Consider the following 23,607-nt stretch of genomic DNA (forward strand, 5'->3'; position numbering starts at 1 on the left):
GGTTTCAGCCATGGTCGGGGTGAGTGCGGCGTATCGGGCGGACCCTATTGTGACACATCGTGGTCACCTGCCCGCCGCGCGTCTGCGTCATCCAGCCAGTGTACGCGGCTCTGCAGTGCGGGGGTGAGACGCAGGTCACCGGATGCCGTTATCAACAGCGCCTGGTCGACGCCGAGTGCGGCGCACAGCGCATCAAAGCCGTGCGGGCCCGCCACCAGCAAGGCGGTTGCTGCCGCGTCAGCCAGCACGGGGTCGGTGTGGGCGACCGTAACCGACGCGCTGTCGGCAACCGGGTAGCCGGTACGCGGGTCCAGCACGTGGTTGTAGCGAATGCCGTCATGCTCAAAATAGCGTTCGTAGTTGCCCGAGGTCACGATGGCTTCGCCCGGTGTTGCCGCCAGCCAGCCGATGGCTGAGTCGCTGCCAGGCGAGCGAATGCCGATACGTGCCGCTCGTTGTCCTGCATTGCCGCGCACGAGCAGGTCCCCGCCGATATCCACGATCGCGTTGCCGATACCGAGCTCGCCGAGGATTCTGTCCGCGGTGGCAAGTATGGCGCCCTTCGTAATACCGCCCGGGTCCAGCACGATGGAGCGGTTGTTGCTGCGCAGTGTGAAGCCTGTCCATTGCAGGTGCCGGCTGCCCGGATCCTGCTGCAACAATGCCTCTATAGCCGCGCGCTCAGGCGGTTGCCAGTTTTCCTGCAACAGGTCGTTGAAGCCCCACAGCTCGCTCAATGCGCCCAGCGCCGGGTTGAAGAGACCTGCGGAGCGCTGCTCGATGTCGGCCGCGCGCCGTATGAGATCGGCGAGCGGCTTGCTGACCTGGATCGCCCGACCCGCGGCCAGCGCCTCGTTGATGCGCTGCAATTCACCATCGCCCCACGGGTACCAGTCGCTTTCGATCGATCGGAAATACGCTTCCAGATGGCGGGTTGCCCCGGCAGCGTCCGCCTCGGCGACACCGTAGTAGCGCAGCGTGATCAGGGTCCCGAACGCAGCAACCCGGTCACTGAACTCCTTTGGCGCGGGCTGACAAGCGGACAGCTGCAGTACCAGCAGAACGCTGCATAGCAGCCAGCCGGTGTTACGCGAGTTTGGCTGCGATGGCATCGAACAGCAGGCCAGCAATATTCAGGTCGTATTGCCGGTCAAGTTCGCGGATACCCGTCGGACTGGTGACGTTGATTTCGGTCAGGTAATCGCCAATGACATCTAGGCCGGCAAACAACACGCCTTTGTCGCGCAATACCGGACCGACCCGCGAGCAGATGAAACGGTCGCGTTCGGTGAGCTCGCGGCCTTCGCCGACAGCGCCCATGACCAGGTTGCCGCGATTGTCATCGGCGGACGGAATGCGCGCCAATGCGTACGGTACCGGTTCGCCATCAATCAACAGGATGCGCTTGTCGCCCTGTTTGATTTCCGGGATGTACACCTGCGCCATGGCATAGCGGCTCTCATAGTCCGTCAATGTTTCGAAAATCACGTTGGCGTTGTTATCACCTTTCTTGACCACGAAGATCGAGCGACCGCCCATGCCGTCCAGCGGTTTGACGACGATTTGCTCGTGCTCGCGCAAGAATTGCTTGAGGTCCGACATCGACCGTGTCACGAGTGTGACCGGGGCGCAGTCAGCGAACCAGGCGGTGTAGGCCTTCTCGTTCATGTCGCGCAAACTCTGCGGTCGATTGACAATCAATGCGCCCGCCTCGGCGGCACGTTCAAGAATGTAGCTGCTGTAGATGTACTCCATATCGAACGGCGGATCTTTGCGCATCAGGATGACGTCCAGATCACCCAGCGCGATTTCGGCTCGCTCGCCGAGCGTGTACCAGTCGTTGTTATCGTCGCGTACCCGCAGTCGCGCCGCGGTCCCCAGTGCCCGGCCTTCCAGCAGGCGCAGGTCGTCCTGCAGCAGGTAGTGAATTTCTGCGCCGCGGCGCTCGGCCTCGAGCAGCATCGCCAGCGAGCTGTCTTTTTTCGGGGTGATCGACTCGATCGGGTCCATGACGACACCGAGCCGCATTGGCATATCGGGCATTGGCTGTTGATCCTTGCTTTTCAGGTCTGAATGTCGCTGCCGCGCAGCGTCGCCAACTATACAGGCTGCGAGCCTTGCCCTGTACCACGGCAATAGCCCGGCGGCGTTGACCGGCAATGTTTTGACCCGCTCCGATCAGGCCAATTTGCGAGTCGGGTCTGTTCACTGCGTGGCCTGTCGTAGCGGCCTTTGGGGCAATGTGGTACAAGTCGCTTTGCTGGCAGTCATTATGGAAAGTCGGGCGAGAATTGCCGCAAAAATCAATGGGGGCTTTGGCTGGACGGCAGGTCGTCGGACTGGCGCCGCCGCGCATCATCGTTTGACCGAACTGCGCGGTGCGTCCGGATTTAAGGCAGCTGTACCAGCACAATATCAGTGATGCGGCCGAGCCCGGGCCGCAATTGGGCGAGGAATTCCGGTGTCAAACAGTGCAACTCAAGGTCTGAACGGGCTGAAAATCCTGGTGATAGACGACAGCAAGACCATACGCCGCACGGCAGAAACCCTGCTGTCCAAGGAGGGTTGCCAGGTGTTCACGGCGGTCGACGGTTTCGACGCATTGTCGAAAATTGCTGATCATCAGCCGGATCTGATTTTCGTGGACATCATGATGCCGAGACTTGATGGCTACCAGACTTGCTCGCTGATCAAACACAACAAAGTATTCAAAGATACGCCGGTCATCATGTTGTCCAGCAAGGATGGGCTGTTCGACAGGGCGCGCGGTCGTATCGTGGGTTCGGAACAATACCTGACCAAGCCATTCACGCGCGACGAATTGCTGGGCGCAATTTCGACGCAGATGGCCTGACGGATCAGTAACAATTCAAGGAAGTATTGATGGCAACGGTTCTTATTGTTGATGACTCGCCGACTGAGCTGCACCTGTTTCAAAAGATGCTCGAAAAGCACGGCTTCGTGACGATGATTGCTGACAGTGGGGAAGACGGTATTCGCCAGGCGAAAGCCGGCGCGCCCGACTGCATTCTGATGGACGTGGTTATGCCGGGTATCAACGGCTTTCAGGCCACCCGCAAACTGACGAAGGACCCTGCGACGGCGAAGATTCCCGTCATCATGGTGACCACCAAGGATCAGGAAACCGACAAGATCTGGGGAATGCGCCAGGGGGCTGTCGAGTACCTCGTAAAGCCGGTTCTGGAAAAAGACCTGGTCGCAAAAATAAACGAAGTCATGGCCGGCTGAATGAGCTCAGCCACTGATTTAACGGCGCTCATTGAGCAACCCTTTGACCTGCTGCAGGAGCTGGAACGGCGCAGCCGCGTCGCCATCGCCGGCCGTGGCACGGGCGATCTGCCGGAGGAGTGGGTTGGCATCGGTTTTCGCATCGGCGATGAACGGTTTGTGGCCAGCCGCGATGAGGTGCGGGAAGTGCTGATGCTGCCCGACAGCATCACCCGGGTACCGGGATCGAAGCGCTGGGTGCTGGGCATCGCCAATCTGCGCGGCCACCTGTTGCCGTTGATCGATCTGAAACTCTTTCTCGGCAGCGGTCGTACGCCACTGCGCCGTGTCAGCCGGGTCATATCCGTCAATCACCGGGATGTCCCTGCGGGCCTGGTGGTTGATGAAGTGCTTGGCTTTCGACGCTTTCTTGACAGCGAATACTCCGAGGAGTGGCCGGAGACGGTGGTGCGCTGCGACCGGTTTATCCGTGGCGCCTACCGGCGTGGCCAGGATGTATGGCCGGTATTCGGGCTTTACGAATTGCTGGAGAGCAGTTCATTTCTGCAAGCCGCTGCCGATTAACGCGGCGGCAACATTCATTGATTGAGTAACAACAGAATCATGGCTGACAAATCGCAAAATTCATCGACGTTCCGGTCGCTCGCTTTGGTAGTGGTTCTGTTACTGCTGTCCGCGGCCGGTCTCAGCTGGAAACAGGGCCAACAAGCGGCCGCCAGCGATCCCGGTGTTGCGCAACTGGCAGCACTGTCGCAGGCGATACCCCTGCATGCGATCCGTGTACAGAGCGGCGATCCGGCAGCAATCGGCGCATTGCAGGACGCGGCTCGCGACCTCGATACGGTCCGCGCCAGCGTGACGCCCCCGGGGCCGCGGGCCAGCTGGGACGCATTGTCCGCGCAGGCGGCATCTATCGTGGCTCGCAGCGAGGCGTTGCAGGCTGTTTCGGCGGCGGCGGCGACCATTCGTGAACGCACGCCGGATCTGCAAATGGCTGCCGAAGGCCTGCTCGACGTATCCGGTGCCACGACCCAGATTCAGGACTTTCAACGGCGCGCCGCTACACTGGCCGACAACGTGGCGCAATTGACACAGTCGCCGAATGCGGCGCGAGCAGCGGATGCCATCACTGCCGACGTTGCGGCGTTGCGACGGCTTGCGGATGCCCTGGGTGGCGCTGAAACGCCGCTCGACGTAAGTGCGCTGGCGCCCGCGGATCGTGACAGTGCGCTCGCACCGCTGAATACCGCACTCACCGATATCGAGGCAAGTGCTGCAAAGGCCACCGCGAACGCTTCGGCCGTCGCCGGTCTCCACAACGACGTTAGGTCCCTGGTAACCGCCGCCGATACGCTCGGCGCGGCTGTCGCCGCGACCGGCGGGACGAAGGCTAAAGGCTATTTGGAGCACCCGTGGATGATCCCGGGACTGCTGCTCGCTGCGTTGTTGCTGGTTCTCGTGCTCGTCGTGTTGCACGGGCGCAGCGCGGTTTTCGAGCGTGCGGCAAAAGTGCAGGCGGAGCAGAACGAGCGCAACCAACAGGCCATTCTTCGTCTGCTGGATGAATTGGGCAGTCTCGCGGATGGCGACCTGTCGGTTGAGGCAACCGTTACCGAAGACATTACCGGTGCGATCGCCGACTCCATCAACTACGCGATCGAGAAGTTGCGCGAGCTGGTCGCGACGATCAACGAAACAGCGATCATGGTGGACTCTGCGGCCAAGCAAACGGAAAGCACGGCCGTGCACATGGCACGGGCGACCGAAAACCAGAATCGTGAAATCGCCGCCGCCACCGAATCGGTAGTTTCGATGGCCTCGTCAATTGAGGAAGTGTCCGGCAACGCCGAACGTTCGTCGGATGTGGCGCGGCATTCTGTAGACGTTGCTCACAAGGGCGGCGAAGCCGTGCGCCGGACTATCGACGGCATGAACACGATTCGCGAAACCATTCAGGATACCTCGAAGCGAATCAAGCGACTTGGCGAGAGTTCGCAGGAGATCGGCAACATCATCGAGCTGATCAACGATATTGCCGAGCAAACCAATATTCTGGCACTCAACGCGTCGATTCAGGCCTCCATGGCCGGTGAAGCGGGTCGCGGCTTCGCGGTGGTGGCCGACGAGGTGCAGCGGCTCGCCGAACGCTCAACGAACGCAACCAAACAAATTGAAGTACTGGTTCGGACCATTCAGGCCGATACCAATGAGGCCGTCGTATCGATGGAGCGCAGCACCACGGACGTGGTCGGCGGCGCCTTGCTGGCAGAGAATGCGGGTGCGGCGCTGGACGAGATCGAGCAGGTGTCGAATCAGATCGCCAGTCTGGTACAGAATATTTCCGGGTCGGCACGGCAACAGGCCAGCAGTGCGGCGGACGTTACCCGTCGCACCACCCGGCTTAAGGAAATCAGTACCCAGACCGGCAAGGCAACGACCGCTACCGCCGCCGCTATTTCCAAGTTGTCCGAACTCGCCTCGCAGCTGCGCAAGACCGTGGCCGGTTTCACCTTGCCCGGTGCTGCTGTTGAATCGCGCAAGTTGGCAAGTGATGAAACAAGCTCCGGGGGCCGGGCGGCGGACTAGGCCGCAGAGACGGGATTAATGAGCGGGCAAACCGACATCGAGAAACAGGTCAGCAGCGGCGCGACAGCGACGACGCGTTCGCTCGCGCTCGTTAGCCATGAGTTGATGGAAACAATCCGTGCCGCGCATCTCGCACTCGAAGAATGCGTTGACGGTCGCGGCGGGAATTCGGCGCTGGTTCGCGCCGGCAATTTATTGCACCAGGTGCGCGGTGCATTGCGCATGACCGAATCCTACGGTGCGGCATTGCTGACCGAAGAGATGGAAGGCGTCTGCAATCATCTCGTCAGGCTTTCGGGCGGTCCTGGGCGCGACGAAGGCATGGATGCACTGACCCGCGCGATGGTGCAACTGCCAGCCTATATCGAGCGCCTGCTTGGCGGTGGCCGCGATATCGCGCTCGTATTGTTGCCATTGCTGAATGACCTGCGCGCAGTGCGTGGTCAGCCTTTGTTGTCCGAAGGCACTTTGTTACTTCTTAATTTATCGCCGTCATCCGGCAAGAAAGAGCGGGCAGCCCGCGAGCCCAGTGGCGAAGACCCGGCCGTTTTGGCGACCCGTCTGCGACCGCGTTTTCAGCTGGCGCTGCTCGGTTTGATCAAAGGCGGCGATGCGCAGAAGCACCTCAAAACACTTGCCGATGTGGCTGCGAAACTCGAGCAGGCAGCAACCAGAGACGAGATGTACCAGTTGTGGTGGATACTCGGTGGTGTGCTGGAATCGCTGAACAACGGCGGTCTTGACGTGTCCGTTGCGGTAAAACGCTTGCTTGGTCAGGCGGACCGGCAAATCAAGCGGCTGATCGACGAAGGGCCGCAAATTTTTAAGGATCAGGCGGTTACTGATCTGCAGAATAACCTGCTCTACTACGTGGCGCGCTCCGGCAACGCCGGGCCGCGCATAAGCGAGATTCGCGCTGCATTCAACCTGGCAGAATTGCTGCCCGGCGATGAGCAGGTTGCGCACGCTCGTGAGAGTTTGTCAGCGCCGAGCGTCAAGTTAATGCAGACCGTAGGCGCGGCCATCAAAGAAGATCTTGGTCGCGTGAAGGATGTGCTCGATATTTATGTGCGCACCGGCATGCAGAAATCCTCCGAGCTTGTGCCGCAGCTGGATTTGTTGAAGAAAATCAGTGATACGCTGGGTGTGCTCGGGCTGGGTGAATTGCGTGGCAATATAGACTCCGAGATTGACCGCTTGAAGTCTGTCGTGCGCGAAAGCGGTAATGCCAGCGAAGCCACTGTTCTCGAAATTGCATCCACTTTATTACGTGTCGAGGATCGACTGGATCAACAGCTGATTCGTCTGATTGCGCCGCAGGGACAGCACCCTGACGACAGTGACAATGACGGGACCGACGGTAACCGCAGTGAAGACAGCGATTACAAGCAGGTGGCGGAAGCCGTCATGCGCGAGAGCATTATCAATCTCGCCCGCATCAAGGAAACCTTCAGTCAAAGCATGACGGGCGATGGTGATTCGCACGGCGTGGACAGCGTGCCGGCATTGTTGCGCGGCATCAAAGCCGGCTTGCTGATGCTGAACAAGACTCGTGCAATGAGCGTGTTCGAGCGCATTGCCGATCTGATCAGTCTGTCTCTGTCCGGCGATGGTCCGCGCCGACTTGAACCCAAAGAAACGGACCGTCTTGCAGATGCCATTGTCAGCATTGAGTACTACATGGAGACGGTGAAGGCTGGCCGCAAGGATCCGTGGTACATGCTCGACAACGCTGAAGCCTGTCTGTCGGTGCTGGACGGCATGGAGCGGCGTTTACGCTCGCACGCTCCGGCGACAGCGGATGCTGGCAGCAGTGCAACTGGCCGGGCAACGCCGGACGCCGCACGGCATATGTCCACCTCGGTTATTGATGAGGCACCGGTGGTGGCCGGCGATGCCGAGCACCTTGACCCGGAATTGCTGGAACTGTTCATCGAAGAGGCGAAGGAAGAAATTGCGACGATCAATCGCAATCTGCCGCAGTGGGTCGATCATCCGGAAGATCTGGAAACGCTGATTACGGTCAGGCGCTCGTTCCATACGCTTAAGGGCAGCGGCCGCATGGTAGGCGCGGAACGCATCGGCGAGTATTGCTGGAGCATCGAGAACCTGCTAAACCGCCTGATCAACCGGACCTTGGCACGCACGCCGCCTATGACCGAGTTCATAGCCTCAGCCGCGAATATCGTGCCGGAACTCGTGGAGCAACTGGAAGTGGGCATTGAGCCCAGCTCCGATATCGCCTTGATGATGGCGCGTGCCAACGCGTTTGCGGACGGGGATCCGAATGCCGCGGTCCTGACGATTGCGTCGGCCGAGGCCGACCAGGAGCCGGAATCGGACGCGCTGGAAATGGATCCGGTGTTGCTGGATATCTTTTCCAAGGAAACGGCAGGGCATCTGCAAGCGATACGCGAGTTCATTGCCTCGTGCGACGGGCACCGACCGCCGTTCCAGATCAGCGACAAGTTGCACCGTTCCTGCCACACCTTGCACGGCAGCGCGAACATGGCCAACGTGGATCGTGGAGTCGCCGTTGCCGGCGCCCTCAATCGCTACGTGCGCCGAATTTATGATTATCAGGTGGGCATCGACAATGCCGGGCTTGCGCTGCTGGAGCAGGCGGCTGTCGCGATCGAGACGATTGTTGCGGATATCAATCAGACCGGTCGTGAGCGCAAGGACTACGCTGAACTCATCGCACAACTGGGCGCAGCCACCGTTCAGGTTGAGCCAGCCGAAGAAGCCGAGGCGGCGATGGACGAAGGTGCGGCTGAAGAGCCGTTAACCATCGACAGCGGCGAAACGCCGGTTGCGGACGTTGCAGCCGATGAACCAGCGGAATCGCCGGCGCAGGAATCGGACGATAGCGATTACGACGCCGAGATTGCGGCAATTTTCTCGGAAGAAGCGGCCGAATTGCTGGAGGCTGCCGATCGTGCGCTGGCTTCCTGGAGCAAGGACCGCAACGCCCGACAGCGGGTGGAAGAGCTTAAGCGGCACTTGCACACGCTCAAAGGCGGGGCGCGCATGGCCGGAATCAGCGCCATGGGCAACCTGAGCCACGAGCTGGAAACACTGCTGATCGGCATTGACGATGGGCGGGTACAACCGACCGAAGAAATAGACGGGTTGCTGCAGCAAAGCATCGATGAACTGCATCGCATGCGAGACAATGTCATTGCGGGGCTCACGGTAAAATCGGCGCGGTCGCTGGAAGGGCGTATTCGCGCAGTCACCCTGGGTGGTGACAGCGCCATTATCGATCTCAGCGACGACGGGTTGGATACAGGCAGCACTGCGCCGTCCGAATTTTCCACGGAGCCGGGCGAGAACGTCAGCATGACGATCGTTGGCGATCCGGATGCGTCGGCGGAGTTGCCCGCAATAACGGACGACGGCATCACCGGGCTTGATGACTTCGTTGATGTTGATGCGTCGCCTGCAGAAGAGTTTCCGCCGTTCGACCAGTTGGCGGGCGGCCCGTTGGAGTCGGTCGACATCACGATCGAACCTGAGTGGGCGGATATGGAGGCGGCCGAACCTGAAGGTCAGGCGTCCGAACCCGCCGATGCCATCGCCGCGACGGACAATGAAGCATCCAATCAGGCACAACCGGGCGAGGCGGAAGAATCGGCTGCAGCCGAAGAGCCTGTGCTGCCTGAAGAGCCAGTTGTTACGGAAGAGCCCGCGGTAAGCGACGAACAGGCGGCGCCGGTGGCAGAGCAAGATGCAGCACAAGCCGCGGAACCGGACGATGCCGGCATGTTGCTGGACGACGTTGAAGCGGCAGATGAGGTCGAAGAACCCGAAAGGGTTACCGATGAGTTGAGCGCGCGTCGCATGATGCGAGCTGAACCTGTCGACGAGACCAGCAGTCGCCGGTCGGGTGGTCGCGGTGAACAACGCCAGGAAACGGCCCGGATTGACGCTGATCTGCTGGAAGATCTGCTGAACGCCGCTGGCGAAATCAGCATTTATCATTCGCGATTGAGTCAGCAGATCAACACGATTGAGTTCCACGTTGAGGAGCTCGAGCAAACCGTCATTCGCTTGCGCGAACAGCTGCGCAACCTGGAAATCGAAACCGAAGCGCAAATCATGCATCGTCATCAGGACACGCTGGTGGCGAAAGATTTTGATCCGCTGGAAATGGATCGCTATTCCAATATCCAGCAACTATCGCGCGCGCTCGCCGAATCCGCGAGCGATATGGCCAGTCTCAAAGACCTGCTACAGAACCAGACTTCCGAAGCCGAGACGTTGCTGGTGCAGCAATCGCGGGTTACCGCGGAATTGCAGGACGGGTTGATGCGCACCCGCATGGTGCCGTTCGAACGCCACGTACCGCGACTGACGCGCCTTGTTCGGCAGGCGGCGACCGAGGTCGGCAAGCGTGCGGAACTGGCTGTAGAAGGGGCTTCCGGCGAGCTGGACCGGCAGGTGCTGGAGAAAATGCTGCCGCCGTTCGAGCACATGATGCGCAACGCGGTTATTCACGGTATCGAATCGCCGGAACAGCGCCAGGCGGCGGGTAAGCCCGCGAATGGCCGGATAACCATTCGACTGCACCGCGAAGGCGCCGAAATGGTGATCGATGTCTCCGACGACGGCGCGGGCCTGAACGTCGACGCGATACGCCGCAAAGCGTTCGAGCGCGAGTTGCTGCGTGCTGACAGCAAAGTGTCTGACGCAGAAATCATGCAACTTATTCTGACGCCGGGTTTCAGTACCGCAGGTGTTGTGACTCAGTCAGCGGGTCGTGGGGTTGGCATGGACGTGGTTGCCAACGAGGTCAAACAACTTGGCGGCTCGCTGCAGATATCCTCGGTGATCGGGCAGGGCACAAACTTCACAATTCGCTTGCCGTTTACGCTGGCCATCACTCAGGCGCTGGTCGTGCGTACCGGCGACGAAGTGTATGCCCTGCCGTTGCCAACCGTTGAAGGCGTTGCCCGTATCGCCCGCTCGCAACTGCAATCGATGCTGAATCAACCTGAACCGGTGTACGAGTACGGCGAACAAAGCTATCACTTCCGGCACCTGGGCATGTTCCTCGGTGGTCAGGCGGCATCGCTGCCCGAGGATGACAGCTTCGTGCCGGTTATCCTGGTGCGTTCCGGCGATCAGGCCGTTGCGCTGTTGACGGACCAGATGCTGGCGAGCCAGGAAATCGTCGTCAAATCACTGGGTCCCCAGCTGTCCAGTGTGCGCGGTATTTCCGGAGCAACCATTCTGGGTGATGGCCGTATCGTCCTCATTCTGGATATCAATTCGCTGGTACGCAGTGGCATGCCGATAGTCGAGGTCCGAAGTGCGTCACCGTCGCCAGTCGACGAACGACCACTGGCGCTGGTTGTCGATGATTCGATTACTGTACGCCGCGTTATGGAACGCTTCCTCACCCGCAACGGTTTGCGCGTGGTTACGGCAAAAGACGGTATGGATGCAATCAGCGTTCTGCGCGACGCTACGCCGGATATTATTTTGCTGGACATAGAAATGCCGCGTATGGACGGCTACGAATTTGCGACCCACGTACGCAACGATGAACGGGTATCCGATGTGCCGATAATCATGATTACCTCCCGCTCGGGCGACAAACACCGGGCGCGTGCAATAGAAATTGGTGTCAACGATTACCTGAGCAAACCTTATCAGGATGCGCAGTTGCTGGATGCCATTGCACGCTTGCTCGACGAACGCGGGATCAGTTTCCGATGAGTGCAGCGACTGAAGAGCTCTACAGCCTGCTGGTGCCGTTGACCGAGGATCGCCTGATCGTGCCGCGTGCTTGCGTTGCTGAAGTGGTGCGTTATTCAGAACCAGAACATTTGCCGGGCAGCGAACCCTGGCTGTTGGGTACCGTCAACTGGAACGGCCGCGCGCTACCGGTGGTGTCGTTTGAAGGCGCGATCGGCAGAGAGCTGCCGGCGGTTACCGGGCGAACGAGGGTCGTGGTCTTTTATGCCAGTACCGGTCGTTTGCGTGCCGGTTATTTCGGCATATTGACGCAAGGCTTTCCGCAACTGGTGCGAGTCAATCGCGAAGTTCTGAAACTCGACAAGACGACTGACTGGTCCAGCGACCTGCCCGTATTGTGCCGGGTCAAAATGATCAATGAGTATCCGCTGATTCCGCACCTGGAACGGCTGGAGTTAATGATTTGTCAGGATCAGCCTGACGCCTGAGGATCGGCCGGTTCAGGCCAGGTCACCCCAACGTGACTGCACCAGCGTGATCGCCGCAATGGCGGCAGTTTCCGTGCGCATTACACGCGGCCCCATCGACACAGCGAGGTATCCGGTATCGAGCGCGCGTTCCTGTTCCAGCGCGCTCAAGCCGCCTTCGGGACCGATCAACAGTTCCACAGAGGCAGGTTGCAGCGTCAGTGCATGCAAACTCTGTGGTGCGTCGGGCAGCAGGATCAGTCGCGTTGCTGTCGTGTCTTTTTCCGCAAGCAGGGCATCCATGCGGCACGGTACGTCTATTCGCGGTGGTCGATTGCGGCCGCACTGTTCACAGGCGCTGCGGCTGACCGCCTCCCAGTGGCGGGTACGTTTGTCGGCGCGTTCTGTGTCCAGGCGTACAACGGAAAATTCCGAAAGTAACGGCGAGATACGCTGCACTCCGAGTTCCGTGGCTTTTTGCACGACGGTGTCCATGCGATCACCACGAGACACGCCCTGAATGAGGCGAACCGGCAGCGGTGATTCGCGATCGCCGTTAGCAAACTGCAAGACCGTGACCTGTACCTGCGTCTTGCTGATCGCCTCGATGCGCGCCCGGTACTCGCCACCGCGGCCATTGAACAAGATCACTTCGTCGCCGGCTCGTGCGCGCAACACGCGACCGATATAGCGTGCCTGATCGCCATCAATGCTGAGTTGTGCATCGATAGCGAGCGGTAACTCCACGAAAAGGCGCGGCGACGACATGCGGGTAACTCCGGCTGCTGGCGGCGCTATTAGGCCGCCACCCGTATACGATGTCAAAGGCCCGCGGACTCGTTATGATGAGGGCCTGTTTGCCTGAATCGATTTGCGATGCCTAGCCGTTACACCGTCAATCCTGTAGCTGGCATTATCCAGCCGGCCGACTTTTGCCCGTCGCCGAACCAGGATGAGCGACCGGCCGGCACAGAGCCGGAATTGCTGGTGTTGCACGGTATCAGCCTGCCGCCCGGCCAGTACGGCGGACCGTACATCGAACAACTGTTCACCAATTGCCTGGATCCGAACGAGCACGAGTACTTCGCAGAAATTCACCAAATGCACGTATCTGCGCACCTGTTATTGCGTCGCGACGGCACGCTCATTCAGTTTGTGCCGTTTACACGCCGGGCCTGGCATGCGGGATTGTCGTCATTTCGTGGCCGGGAGCGCTGCAATGACTATTCGATTGGAATCGAGCTGGAGGGGTGCGACGAGCAGCCGTACAGCGACCAGCAATACGCAAATTTGGCGCCGATAATCAGCGCCTTGCGCGAGGTTTACCCGGCGCTGGACGCACGCTCAATTGCCGGTCATTGCGACATAGCGCCGGGCAGAAAAGACGATCCCGGCCCTGCTTTCGACTGGCTGCGATTGTATGATGTGCTTAGCCAGAATCGCGTAACGCCCGGAATGTCATGAAACTGATTGCACTGCTTATCGGCCTGATGGTCGAACGACTCGCGACCCAGCTTTTTCACTTGCGTGAACTGCGCTGGCTCGACCGGGTGATCGACACCGGCTGTGCACAGGTTGAACGCTTTGCCAGCTGGCCTGCCATCATTCCCGTGATCCTTCTGGCCGTGTCGCTGATGCTGCCGGTTGTGCTCTTCACGTACATGCTGGGCGACACATTGTTCGGTTTTCCGTACTTGTTGCTCGCCGTTGTGGTCCTGTTTTTTTCGCTCGGCCCGAAGGATATAGGCGAAGAGGTCGACGACTACTGTTCGGCGATTGAGTCTGGTGACGCGGAGCAAGTGCGCACCACGGCTAAAGCGCTGCTCGAAAAAGACGTACCTGAAGACAGCTGGGTGCGCGTGGAGAAAGTCGAGGAAGCCGTTTTCGTGCAGGCCAATAACCGCTTGTTCGCCGTAATTTTCTGGTTCGCGTTACTGGGGCCGGCCGGTGCCTGGGGCTATCGGGTTACCGACCTGATTCGCCGGCGCGCGGTGTTCAATGCGAATCGTGCCGCAATGCCGGGCCCTGAGGGTGACGAGGACAACGATGCCTCGCAGGCGGTGGCGGCCGCCGCAACGACCCTGCACAGCTGGCTTGCATTTGTACCGGCGCGTCTGACCGCGTTGGGCTATGCGCTTGCCGGCAGCTTCGACGGTGCGCTGAGTGCGTGGCGACAAGCCCCGGAGCAGATTCCTGCCAGCAACGGCGAGCAAAATGAAATGCTGCTGGCCCGGGTCGGCCGGGCGGCGCTGGCCTTGCCTGACAGTGACGATGAAAGCGAAGAAGAGCGGGGCATTCGCGGAGCCGCAGCGGCCAACAGCCTGGTATTTCGGCTGTTGCTCTTGTGGGCAGTAGCCATCGCGGGCATGACGCTTTACGGCGCGATGGTCTGAGGCGCGTGCGCCGGACTATTGCGCTTTGCCTGTGCTGCGTTGTCGGCGCTTGCAGCGAACCCGTACCTCCACCTGATTCAAACCGCGGCGCAGCGCAGCGTATTGTCACGCTCGCCCCCAATCTAGCCGAACTGGTTTATGCCGTGGGCGCGGGTGAGCAGCTCGTTGGTGTCAGTGCGTACAGCGATTATCCCGCGGCCGTGCAGTCCTTGCCTGTCGTTGGCGATGCACTGATGGTTGACCTGGAACAGTTGGCACTGCTGCGCCCCGATGTGCTGCTGGCCTGGGAAAGCGGCACTCCCAGTCACGTTGTTGATGAATTTCGTGCCCGCGGTTACCGCGTTGCAACGATACGCACCCGGCGGTTGCAGGACATAGCCAGTGCGTTGCGTCGTATTGGCGAGTTGACCGGGCATGCTGACGAAGCCGAACTCGTTGCGAACCGTTTTCAGAGTGACTTGCAAGAGCTTGCTGATGACTATGCGGGCACCAGTGAGATCCGGGTGTTCTACCAGGTGTCGAGCCGACCCTTGTACACCGTCAACGGCAGCCACTATGTGAGCGAGCTGATCGAATTGTGCGGTGGCCGCAATGTATTCGAAGACCTGGGCGAGCTCGCGCCCATGATCGCTGAAGAAGCGGTGCTTGAACGCGATCCGGAAGCCTTGTTGGCTGCCGACGTTGATGGCAGCGATGCGTTCGCGGTGTGGGCGCGCTGGCCATTGATGAGTGCAAATCGCTACGACAACCATTTTCTGGTTCCGGCGGATGAGATTGGCCGACCGACCACCCGGCTGATCGCCGCCGGGCGGGAGATTTGTCAGAGTCTGCAACTGGGCCGTGAGCAGCGCGCAGCGTCAGAGCCGTAGGGGCTTACCTGCAGCGGCAGGGCATGCGTGCTGCGTGTCCGCTGATCACCGGCAATCAGGGCTGAGCTCCTGAGTGCTTACTGCGAACGCAAGCTGCGATTGCAGGCCGTTGCTCAGCGACTGCGGTCCCAGATAACTTCCTGGCCGGATTCTTCACGCGCCAGGCGACGCGCTATAACAAACAGCAGGTCAGAAAGGCGGTTCAGGTAGTGCAGGACTTCTGAGCGCACGGTCTCCTCGCGCTGCAAACTGCGTACCCGGCGTTCTGCGCGCCGTACTACTGTGCGCGCCAGATGGCAGGCGGCTGCTGCGGGTCCACCGCCGGGCAGAATGAAATCCTTGAGGCGCGGCAGATCGGCATTGAACGCGTCCAGTTGCGTCTCGAGCCGTTCGATGAACGAGGCTTCGATCGCGCTGTGGCCGGGGATGCAGAGTTCGCCGCCGAGGTCGAAAAGGTCGTGCTGCACTTCAAGCAGGCACGACCTAATCGAGTCCGGCACGCTGGCGTGCGTCAACACCACGCCGATCGTGGAGTTCGCTTCGTCGACGGTGCCGTACGCTTCCACCCGCAAGCTGTCTTTCTGCACCCGGCTGCCGTCGCCCAAACCGGTGCTGCCATCGTCTCCTGTGCGAGTGTAAATCTTGCTGAGGCGATGACCCATGGTAGCTACTTCCAGCGATACTTCAGTTCAAGGAAGGCGCCGCGTTCGCTCATGCGGTACGGCGCGGCGGTCTGGTATTGCTTGTCGAACAGGTTCTCAATCTTGAGATTGGTCTGCCAGTTCCGGCTGATTGTAAACTGTCCAGTGAGATTCAGCAGCATATAGCCCGGCAGCGTCGATGCAATGTCTTCACGATCGCCACTGGCCAGCAACGACAGGCCTATGGCGTGCTCCCCGATGCGACGACGCAAGTTAATGGTCATACTGCGTTCGGGACGGCGCAACAGTCGACTGCCATCCGCTGCGTTTTCCGCGGTTTGTGAGATGACATCGACGCGCGCGTCGAATTGCTCGCCCGTGTAAGCCCAGCCAAGTTGCGCGCCACGCAATTCCGCCTTGTTGATGTTCTGCAGGGTGAATGATGTGAAATCAAACTCGATCAGGTCTTCGATGTCGTTCTGGTACAGATCAAAGTGCAGTGTGTGCCGTTCGGAGACCGCAAACCGGGCACCGAGCTGCACCTCGTCCGCGACTTCCGGTTGCAGATCCGCATTGCCGCCGAAGCCAAAGCGGTCCGTCGCATCCGGCGCGCGGAACGCGTGACCCAGGCCGGCGCTCAGTGTCAGGCGTTCGTTCACATCCAGTGCGTATTCGGCATTCCAGGTGAACTCGTTGCCGAAGGTGTCGTGGTCCGTATAGCGTCCCGCAAGGAATACGCGGTGCCGGCCAGCTTCAATGCTGTCGTGCATGAAGACGGCGCGTGTCTCGGTGTCCATGTCGAAACCGCTGCCGAAGGACAAGCTCTCGGCCGACTCGTTGGTCGCGTACACGCCGGCAGCCAGATTGTGGTTCGCGACGACCGTCGAGACCTGCCAGTCGACGCCCAGCCGTTTTGAGATGACGAAGTCAGGGGACTGGTTCTGCGCAATGTCATCCACCATGTAGCTGACCAACAGCTTGCTGCTGCTGTTTTCGCCCAGCGGGTTGGCGAGTTCCAGTGAGCTGGTTTCGTTGCGGTAGTCCTGATCCAGTGGTGTCAGGAAGTAGTCCAGGTATTCGCTGTTGCCCGTGGCTCGCCAGTGGCGCGCAGTGAGTGTGGCATTGCCAATGCGGCGACTGCCATAGAGGTTGGCGCTGAGGTTGTCGTAGCCGCGCTCAACAGGGCTGTCCGTGCGGATCGCATAGCCGTCGGTATCCTGCCAGTCGATGGTCGCTCCAAACTCGCCCTTCTGACCGCTGGCAGCGAAACTCGTGTACGCGGTGCGAGTGCCGAAACTGCCGCCACCGGCACCGGCTTCCGCATAACCATCGCCTGCACTGCGGGTAATGACATTGATAACGCCACCGATCGCATCCGTACCGTACAACGACGAGCGTCCACCTTTGACAATTTCAACGCGTTGAATGACTTCGGGCGAAATGTTCTGAAACGCACCGCCGCCGATGGTGCCAGGGTTCGCCCGCACACCGTCTATCAACAGCAGGGTGTGATTGCTTTCAGTGCCGCGCAGGAACACGGAGGTGGGTTGTCCCGGGCCGCCATTGCGACCAATGTCGAGGCCGGCTTCAAAACGCAGCAACTCAGCGAGATCGCTCGCCGCTGACAATTCGATTTGTTGACGATTAATTACGCTCACGGGGACGATCAGATCCTCGATAGCGCGTTCACTGCGAGTGCCGGTTACGACTATGTCGTCGTTATTGGCAAGCGAGATTGTTGGCAACAGCAATGCTGCCAGAAAAGTACCCTGGAGAGCGTTCATAACTAACTCCTGCATGCCGCCCGCATGCGTTTTCTGTAGACAAGAAAAGCGAAGAAACCGCGGGGTACAGGGACGTAGGCCGATGGCACGCCCGAACAGTCGCCCGCCGCGCCGTTCGCGTGTACACCGGGCCGGTCTCCGGGCTTACGAGCGGCTAATGCCAGTCCGCAGCGCCTTCCCGCGAAACGAACGCCAGTAGCGCTGTTTCACAGTGGCTCCGTCAAAAATGACGGGGGCTGCGGGTTAACTCGATCACCGTTGCGGGGGCAGCGCCGGCCTGGGAATGGATCATTCCGCACCGGCTTCCCGTTCACCCGGAACAATGCCATTCCGGGTTCACCTGATGTGCGCGGCACCTTAGGTGCTGCTGCTTGCCCGTGTCAAGTACGCACTGTGGCAAGGGCCGGTCCTTCTGCGTTGCCTCCCTGTCGGCGGGCCTGTGAGCTGACAGATGGGCGCTGCTGGTCGATCGTCATGCGCTTGAGTCTTCCTGGCACTGCCGCCATAGTGTCGCCTTTCAGGAGGAGCTGTTAGTGAACGAAAGCAATACGCCCGCGGTATCACGCGAACTTGAAGTCGCCCTGGAGGCAGCGCGTGCCGCAGCGGCCATTAGCCGGAAATATTTCAATGGCAACTTTACGGTCAGCACCAAAGCGGACCGGACGCCGGTGACGCAGGCCGATGTCGAATGCGAAGAACGCATCCGCGAGATTATTCTGGGCGCGTTTCCAGCGCACGGCTTTTACGGCGAGGAAACCGGTTCAACCGGCAGGGACAGTCCTTACCTGTGGTTGGTGGATCCGATTGATGGCACGAAGGGCTTCGTTCGCCAATACCCGTTCTTTTCCACGCAGATTGCATTGATGCATGAGGGTGAACTCGTGTTGGGCGTTTCCAGCGGCACCATGTTTGACGAGCTGGCCTTTGCCGAACGGGGCAAGGGGGCCTGGCTGAACGGCAAGCGCCTGCAGGTTAGCGATATCAATGAACTTGACCGGGCGGCGGTGTCAGCCGGCAATCTCAAGTCTCTCGCAGCAAGCTCGGGTTGGAGTGAGTACGGCAAGGTGGTGGCGAGCACGGACCGTATTCGCGGCTATGGCGATTTCTATCACTACCATTTGCTGGCCAGCGGCAAGATCGAAGCGGTTGTGGAATCGGATGTGAACATCCTCGATGTAGCGGCGTTGTCAGTTATCGTGACCGAGGCCGGTGGCGTGTTTACCAACCTGAATGGCGCAACACCGGATCTTGAGATTCGCTCGGTACTGGCGGCAAACCCGGATTTGCACGAAGCGCTGTTGCCACGCTTGCGCGGTTACGTCGCCTAGCGTCGCTGCCCGTTGCCGGCGGCAACAAAGAATTGCCGGTCGTGCCAGGGCAAGGCCTCCATGGGTGTCGCGTACAGGTCACTGAGCACGGCGGCGGTCAGTATCGATTCGGCAGGCCCGAGTTCCCAGCGGCCATCACCGAATAACAACAGGCAGGACGTTGCATAACGTGCGGCAAGGTTCACGTCGTGCAAACTGGCGATCACCGTTTTGCCGCAGGCCGCCTTGTCCGCAAAAACGTTAAGCACGTCCAGTTGATGTTGCGGGTCCAGATGATTGCTTGGTTCATCGAGCAAGTACACATCCGGGGCCTGTGCCAGCACCTGTGCGACGGCAACGCGGCGACGCTCACCACCGGACAATGTTGCGATGTCACGATTGTGCAGGTTGTGCAGGTCCATGAGGCGCAGGCAATCGCTGGCAATCCCGCGGTCCGCAGCACTTTCCCATTGCCAGCGCGGTACGTGCGGATGACGGCCGGATAACACTGTGTCAAAAACCGTGGCGGGAAAAGCGTCGTCCGAATGTTGTGGCAGCAATGCGAGCTGCCGCGCAATCGTCTGGCGGCTCAGGCCGGGCAGCGGCTGCCCAAGTAATTCAATGGTTCCCGTGGCAGGTCGTCGCAGTCCGGCCAGGGTGTGCAGGGTCAGTGATTTTCCGGCGCCATTCTGGCCGAGTACGGCGAGAAACTCGCCGGCACGTAATTCGAAATCCAGCTCGTCGACCAACGTGCGACCGGGTACCTCTATGCGCAGTTTGCGCCCGGCCAGTACTGTGTCTGCTTGCTTGCTCATGCGTTGCAGGCTAGCGGCAAAGCCGCGGTGGCGCCAGTCGCTTGGGCGCGTCAGCGTAGCAGCCGGATCTCGGTGGCCGTTTGTTCGCCGATCAGTACGTACTTCAGGCTGCGCGGGATGACCGCATCGTCGTCAGCCAGCGCAATACGGCCGCCCATGATTTCCGCAAACCGTTGCGGATAGCGCGGCTTGCGATCCGGTTCGGCGTAGCCCTCCGGAAAGCGCGGCAGGCCGTTTGCCGCTTCGTACTTGTCGGTCGCGCCGAGCGTGTGCAGAAACTCATGCGTGATGATGACGTTGTTACTGCCGTCATACCGGCGACCGGCGAAGCCGTTGACAATGCCGACCATGCCTTTTTGCAGGCCGACGGAATTTTCCAGCAGAAAGTCAGATGCCGGCGCATGGTAACGGACAAATATTCTGACATCCGGCGCTGGTGAATCCTGCGGGTTGGCCACGCGGTATGCCCACCAGCGCATGCGCAGGCTCCACCACATGACTGTCAGCTTGCTGTGCGCATCCGGCAGTGCCGGGGGCTGTTCACTGATGAGCGAACCCAGTTCGATTCGAACAGGTCGTTTGAGGTCGTGACCGTAACGTTCAACTTCGCGGCTGACAAAGGATTCGATGCCGGAGAACTGTTCGGCCGAAAGCTGCTGAATATAGTCAGCGCTGATCTGGCTGCCATCCGCATTGATCGGGTAGATTTTTACCCACAGGCTGTTATTCCAGTCTGTGCTGCGGGCTTGTGACAGCCACGTTGAGGTCAGCACCATCCCCAGAATAAACAGCAGTATCGTTACCCGTATGGCCTTGAACATGAGTCTGCAACAGTCTTGAACGACAGTGAATTACGCCTGCTGAACGCATTGCGTGCCAGCGAGCAGTTCGCAGTTTGTATGAATGCCCGCGTTTTCGCTTACGGCCGGAGTGGATTCTCCGGGTCGGGAACTTGTCGCGCCGCGCTTGCCTGCTCGAAGGCGTACGCCAGCCGGATGAGTTCGGCTTCACTGTAGGCACCGCCGATGAAGGACAGGCCGACCGGTAGTCCCTGGACCTGTCCGGCTGGCACGGTAATGCTCGCGTAACCCGAGATGGCGGCCAGCGAGGAGCTGCCCACGCTAAAGGTGTCGCCGTTGATGTGATCGGTGAGCCAGGCCGGGCCATTGGAGGGCGCGATCAATGCGTCGAGCTGCTGTTCCTTGAGCGCGTTGTTGATGCCGTCGCGTGCGATGCTCTTGCTGTCAGCCAGCGCGTTCAAATAAGCCGCTTCAGTCAGCGGGCCTTTGGCATTGGCGCGGATCAAGAGTTCCTGGCCGAAAAAGGGCATTACCGCGTCCGCATGTTCGTCATTGAACGCGATCAGTTCGCTCAGACTGGAAATCGGCGCGTTTGATTCTTCGAAGTATTTGTTGAGGTCGGACTTGAACTCGTACAGGAGAACTTCAAACTCGGCATCGCCCATGCCGTCGGTATCGATCTCGACCGGATCAACAATGTCGGCACCCAGCGATTGCAGCAACGCAATATTCGCTGTGAAGATTTCCTCCACCGCGTCATTGTTGCCGGCGCCACCGTATCTGCGGAGTACGCCAATGCGCTTTCCCTGCAGCGCGTCAGTCCGCAGGTTGGCCGCATAGTCCGGTAGCGACGCCGGGCGATCGGTACTGGCAGGGTCATTGTCGTCTCTGGCAGCCAAAGCGTTCAGCAGGATGGCGGCATCGTGCACGGTCCGGGCCATAGGGCCCGCGGTGTCCTGACTGTGGGCAATCGGAATGATGCCGTCGCGGCTGACCAAGCCCAGGGTTGGCTTGATGCCCACGATGCCATTGATCGATGCAGGACAAACGATGGAGCCGTCGGTTTCCGTGCCGATGGCAAGAACGCTCAGATTGGCGGCAACCGCGACCGCGGAACCCGACGATGAGCCGCACGGGTTGCGGCGTGGGTCGTAGGCATTGCCGGTCTGGCCACCCAGGCTGCTCCAGCCGCTGGACGAATTGGTTGAGCGGAAGTTGGCCCACTCACTCAGGTTGGTCTTCGCCAGAATAATGGCACCGGCTTCACGCAGTTGCTCGACGAGGAAGGCATCGTCCGCGGCGCGGTGGTCCGCCAGCGCGAGTGAGCCGGCGCTGGTTGCCAGCGTGTCGCCCGTATCGATGTTTGCTTTAAGTACAACCGGAATGCCATGCAATGGCCCTCGGACTTTGCCGTCGCGTCGTTCATTGTCCAGCGTATCGGCGATGCTCCGGGCGTCAGGATTCACCTCGATGACAGAGCGCAGATTCACACCACTGTGATCGATACGCTGGATTCTTTGCAGGTAGTAGTCGGTCAGGCGGCGGGCGGTCAGTTCGCCGTTCTGCATGGCACGCTGCAAGTCGGCAACAGTGGCTTCTTCGTAGGACTGCACGGTTGGGCCTGCACAGGCAGCCAGTAACAGGGTCGCTACAGCCACGACTGTGTACCGCACCAGGTCTTTCCGGGACCGATTTATCATCACAACCCTCTCTACTGTCCGGCACGATTGCCGACGCACACCAGATGCTGAGACTAGTGTGAGGAGCGAGGTACTGCAAGCAAGCCGCGGTCAGCGCGGTTTACGAAATTTCAACACGAAACGATCGGTCTTCCCGCGCAGGTCAGGTTCGAAAACGGTACGGCTGTAGTCGTCCGCCGGATTGCGCAAAACGTTGCTCTGCTCCTCAAGTATGAAGCCGGCTGCTTCGACTTCCGCGATTACCAGCGCCGGATCGATACGGTGCGTTGTGCCGCCGGTTTCGCGTGGCGACCCTGCCGCGGCATAGTGGTCGACTATGCCCAAGACAGCACCCGGTTTGGCGCCACGATGGAGTTCGGCAAGGAGTTTCTCGCCGTCGATTCTTGGCCAGCCGCCGTCGGCATCGACGTAGTAAATATCGTGGTATGACAGCACCATCAGAATAGCGTCCAGACTGTTCGCCTGCAGTTCGAGTTCATTGTTCTCGGCCATCAGCGAGACGACGTTCGGCAGTCTGTTATCGGCGTAACGGACTGACGTTTCAGCGTTGGCCATACGAGCATAGGCGTCGTTGCTGTGAGCAACGACTTTACCCTTGCTGCCGACAACGTAGGACAGCAACTCGGTGTAGTAGCCGCCACCGGAATACAGGTCAAGCACGGACATTCCGGGTTTGATACCGAGGAAGTTGAGAACGGCCCCGGGTTGCCGGCCGGCGTCGCGTTGCCGGTCTTTCTCACTGCGCGCCATGTTGTCGACGGCTGCCGTATACATGTCGGTCTTGTTGACGGCGTCGGCCGCCGCCCCGTTTGCAGTGCAGCTCAATAGAGCCAGCAACGCGTAAAAGGTGATCGGTTTTGCACTCATCCTTCATTCCCCCGCAAAGTCGTTGATTGCCGTGCTGCGGGTAAGACTGGTTTTGGCGGGCAAAGTGCGGCGCTAGTTCATTTTGGAATGAGCAAATAAAAAGCCCCGCAACGTGGTTGCGGGGCTAGTCTCTCTTTAGTCAGAGAGGTAGCTGGAATTCCGGATCACAGGCACAAAACTGAATTATTATTATTGGATTTTGATCTTATTATTTTGTGATTGTTTTTCTTCTGGCGTCTAAATCCTGTTTGTAATGAATCCGTTTACCGGGGCCAACTACACTTCGCTTGGGCAGTACATACAAAGCAAGAGCTATGCCAACCCGCTCTTTTAAACCGGTTTTCAAGCGCTTACAGAAAATATTGCGTGTGCTGACCGAGCAGTGTGGATTGCTTTGTAAACAAACCCGACAGCGGGCGTCGGGCA

Annotated in this window: 19 protein-coding genes and 1 riboswitch; of the genes, 10 read left to right on the forward strand and 9 right to left on the reverse strand. The window is 59.8% G+C overall.

What is annotated here, in order from left to right; genetic code table 11:
• Positions 1-44: 44 nt before the first annotated feature.
• On the reverse strand, positions 45-1,112 hold the full coding sequence (locus tag BA177_RS03235) for an FAD:protein FMN transferase (RefSeq protein ID WP_068612773.1): 1,068 nt from the start codon (positions 1,110-1,112) through the stop codon (positions 45-47).
• On the reverse strand, positions 1,087-2,034 hold the full coding sequence (gshB, locus tag BA177_RS03240) for a glutathione synthase (RefSeq protein WP_068612775.1): 948 nt from the start codon (positions 2,032-2,034) through the stop codon (positions 1,087-1,089). Before gshB ends, BA177_RS03235 begins: the two co-directional genes overlap by 26 nt.
• 427 nt (positions 2,035-2,461) lie before the next feature.
• On the opposite strand from gshB, the gene pilG reads away from it, so the two are divergent.
• From pilG to BA177_RS03275, 6 genes are read left to right on the forward strand one after another with little or no spacing between them, the layout of a single operon-like run.
• Positions 2,462-2,854 (forward strand): twitching motility response regulator PilG, encoded by a 393-nt coding sequence (gene pilG, locus BA177_RS03250; protein ID WP_068612782.1) that lies wholly within the window; start codon positions 2,462-2,464, stop codon positions 2,852-2,854.
• 29 nt (positions 2,855-2,883) lie between these two features.
• Complete coding sequence (locus tag BA177_RS03255) at positions 2,884-3,249, forward strand: response regulator transcription factor (RefSeq protein WP_068612785.1); 366 nt, start codon at positions 2,884-2,886, stop codon at positions 3,247-3,249.
• A complete protein-coding gene (locus tag BA177_RS03260) occupies positions 3,250-3,813 on the forward strand; it encodes a chemotaxis protein CheW (RefSeq protein ID WP_068612787.1) in 564 nt (187 codons plus the stop codon).
• A gap of 21 nt (positions 3,814-3,834) precedes the next feature.
• The gene (locus tag BA177_RS03265; protein WP_231892480.1) at positions 3,835-5,835 is read left to right on the forward strand and encodes a methyl-accepting chemotaxis protein; all 2,001 of its coding nucleotides are present in this window, start codon (positions 3,835-3,837) and stop codon (positions 5,833-5,835) included.
• 18 nt (positions 5,836-5,853) lie between these two features.
• The gene (locus tag BA177_RS03270; protein WP_068612793.1) at positions 5,854-11,559 is read left to right on the forward strand and encodes a hybrid sensor histidine kinase/response regulator; all 5,706 of its coding nucleotides are present in this window, start codon (positions 5,854-5,856) and stop codon (positions 11,557-11,559) included.
• Positions 11,556-12,026, forward strand: coding sequence for a chemotaxis protein CheW (locus BA177_RS03275; RefSeq protein ID WP_068612796.1), 471 nt, complete (start codon positions 11,556-11,558; stop codon positions 12,024-12,026). The genes BA177_RS03270 and BA177_RS03275 overlap by 4 nt, the downstream gene beginning before the upstream one ends.
• A 12-nt stretch (positions 12,027-12,038) precedes the next feature.
• On the opposite strand, the gene BA177_RS03280 is transcribed toward BA177_RS03275, so the two are convergent.
• On the reverse strand, positions 12,039-12,773 hold the full coding sequence (locus BA177_RS03280; RefSeq protein ID WP_068612799.1) for a 16S rRNA (uracil(1498)-N(3))-methyltransferase: 735 nt from the start codon (positions 12,771-12,773) through the stop codon (positions 12,039-12,041).
• Between the two features lie 108 nt (positions 12,774-12,881).
• Here BA177_RS03280 and ampD point away from each other — a divergent pair, with 108 nt between their 5' ends.
• From ampD to BA177_RS03295, 3 genes are read left to right on the forward strand one after another with little or no spacing between them, the layout of a single operon-like run.
• A complete protein-coding gene (gene ampD / locus BA177_RS03285; protein ID WP_082989827.1) occupies positions 12,882-13,469 on the forward strand; it encodes a 1,6-anhydro-N-acetylmuramyl-L-alanine amidase AmpD in 588 nt (195 codons plus the stop codon).
• Positions 13,466-14,398 (forward strand): regulatory signaling modulator protein AmpE, encoded by a 933-nt coding sequence (gene ampE, locus BA177_RS03290; protein ID WP_068612802.1) that lies wholly within the window; start codon positions 13,466-13,468, stop codon positions 14,396-14,398. Before ampD ends, ampE begins: the two co-directional genes overlap by 4 nt.
• Before the next feature lie 5 nt (positions 14,399-14,403).
• Positions 14,404-15,267 carry a cobalamin-binding protein gene (locus BA177_RS03295; protein WP_197493296.1) on the forward strand — a complete coding sequence of 288 codons (864 nt, stop codon included), beginning with the start codon at positions 14,404-14,406 and terminating at the stop codon, positions 15,265-15,267.
• 113 nt (positions 15,268-15,380) lie between these two features.
• Here BA177_RS03295 and BA177_RS03300 read toward each other — a convergent pair whose 3' ends face one another.
• Together BA177_RS03300 and BA177_RS03305 are read right to left on the reverse strand one after the other, a co-directional pair.
• The gene (locus BA177_RS03300; RefSeq protein WP_068612808.1) at positions 15,381-15,929 is read right to left on the reverse strand and encodes a cob(I)yrinic acid a,c-diamide adenosyltransferase; all 549 of its coding nucleotides are present in this window, start codon (positions 15,927-15,929) and stop codon (positions 15,381-15,383) included.
• Positions 15,930-15,934: 5 nt separating this feature from the next.
• Complete coding sequence (locus tag BA177_RS03305; protein ID WP_197493297.1) at positions 15,935-17,692, reverse strand: TonB-dependent receptor domain-containing protein; 1,758 nt, start codon at positions 17,690-17,692, stop codon at positions 15,935-15,937.
• A 112-nt stretch (positions 17,693-17,804) separates the two neighbouring features.
• A riboswitch (cobalamin riboswitch) is annotated at positions 17,805-18,051 on the reverse strand.
• A gap of 174 nt (positions 18,052-18,225) precedes the next feature.
• Here BA177_RS03305 and BA177_RS03310 point away from each other — a divergent pair.
• Positions 18,226-19,020 carry an inositol monophosphatase family protein gene (locus BA177_RS03310; RefSeq protein ID WP_068612814.1) on the forward strand — a complete coding sequence of 265 codons (795 nt, stop codon included), beginning with the start codon at positions 18,226-18,228 and terminating at the stop codon, positions 19,018-19,020.
• On the opposite strand, the gene BA177_RS03315 is transcribed toward BA177_RS03310, so the two are convergent.
• From BA177_RS03315 to BA177_RS03330, 4 genes are all read right to left on the reverse strand, one after another.
• Positions 19,017-19,814, reverse strand: coding sequence for an ABC transporter ATP-binding protein (locus tag BA177_RS03315; protein WP_068612817.1), 798 nt, complete (start codon positions 19,812-19,814; stop codon positions 19,017-19,019). The genes BA177_RS03310 and BA177_RS03315 overlap by 4 nt on opposite strands.
• Before the next feature lie 50 nt (positions 19,815-19,864).
• A complete protein-coding gene (locus BA177_RS03320) occupies positions 19,865-20,635 on the reverse strand; it encodes a hypothetical protein (protein ID WP_068612820.1) in 771 nt (256 codons plus the stop codon).
• 98 nt (positions 20,636-20,733) lie between these two features.
• A complete protein-coding gene (locus BA177_RS03325) occupies positions 20,734-22,314 on the reverse strand; it encodes an amidase (protein ID WP_068612822.1) in 1,581 nt (526 codons plus the stop codon).
• A 90-nt stretch (positions 22,315-22,404) separates the two neighbouring features.
• Complete coding sequence (locus BA177_RS03330) at positions 22,405-23,181, reverse strand: class I SAM-dependent methyltransferase (protein ID WP_068612824.1); 777 nt, start codon at positions 23,179-23,181, stop codon at positions 22,405-22,407.
• Positions 23,182-23,607 lie beyond the last annotated feature (426 nt).

Source organism: Woeseia oceani, from assembly GCF_001677435.1.
Classification (GTDB): Bacteria; Pseudomonadota; Gammaproteobacteria; order Steroidobacterales; family Woeseiaceae; genus Woeseia; species Woeseia oceani.

What these genes read in the sequence shown, in the direction of transcription:
- BA177_RS03235 (WP_068612773.1), bottom strand. Translation starts at nt 1,112, where the DNA reads ATGCCATCGCAGCCAAACTCGCGTAACACCGGCTGGCTGCTATGCAGC.
- gshB (WP_068612775.1), bottom strand. Translation starts at nt 2,034, where the DNA reads ATGCCAATGCGGCTCGGTGTCGTCATGGACCCGATCGAGTCGATCACC.
- BA177_RS03255 (WP_068612785.1), top strand. Translation starts at nt 2,884, where the DNA reads ATGGCAACGGTTCTTATTGTTGATGACTCGCCGACTGAGCTGCACCTG.
- BA177_RS03260 (WP_068612787.1), top strand. Translation starts at nt 3,250, where the DNA reads ATGAGCTCAGCCACTGATTTAACGGCGCTCATTGAGCAACCCTTTGAC.
- BA177_RS03270 (WP_068612793.1), top strand. Translation starts at nt 5,854, where the DNA reads ATGAGCGGGCAAACCGACATCGAGAAACAGGTCAGCAGCGGCGCGACA.
- BA177_RS03275 (WP_068612796.1), top strand. Translation starts at nt 11,556, where the DNA reads ATGAGTGCAGCGACTGAAGAGCTCTACAGCCTGCTGGTGCCGTTGACC.
- BA177_RS03280 (WP_068612799.1), bottom strand. Translation starts at nt 12,773, where the DNA reads ATGTCGTCGCCGCGCCTTTTCGTGGAGTTACCGCTCGCTATCGATGCA.
- ampD (WP_082989827.1), top strand. Translation starts at nt 12,882, where the DNA reads ATGCCTAGCCGTTACACCGTCAATCCTGTAGCTGGCATTATCCAGCCG.
- ampE (WP_068612802.1), top strand. Translation starts at nt 13,466, where the DNA reads ATGAAACTGATTGCACTGCTTATCGGCCTGATGGTCGAACGACTCGCG.
- BA177_RS03300 (WP_068612808.1), bottom strand. Translation starts at nt 15,929, where the DNA reads ATGGGTCATCGCCTCAGCAAGATTTACACTCGCACAGGAGACGATGGC.
- BA177_RS03305 (WP_197493297.1), bottom strand. Translation starts at nt 17,692, where the DNA reads ATGAACGCTCTCCAGGGTACTTTTCTGGCAGCATTGCTGTTGCCAACA.
- BA177_RS03315 (WP_068612817.1), bottom strand. Translation starts at nt 19,814, where the DNA reads ATGAGCAAGCAAGCAGACACAGTACTGGCCGGGCGCAAACTGCGCATA.
- BA177_RS03320 (WP_068612820.1), bottom strand. Translation starts at nt 20,635, where the DNA reads ATGTTCAAGGCCATACGGGTAACGATACTGCTGTTTATTCTGGGGATG.
- BA177_RS03325 (WP_068612822.1), bottom strand. Translation starts at nt 22,314, where the DNA reads ATGATAAATCGGTCCCGGAAAGACCTGGTGCGGTACACAGTCGTGGCT.
- BA177_RS03330 (WP_068612824.1), bottom strand. Translation starts at nt 23,181, where the DNA reads ATGAGTGCAAAACCGATCACCTTTTACGCGTTGCTGGCTCTATTGAGC.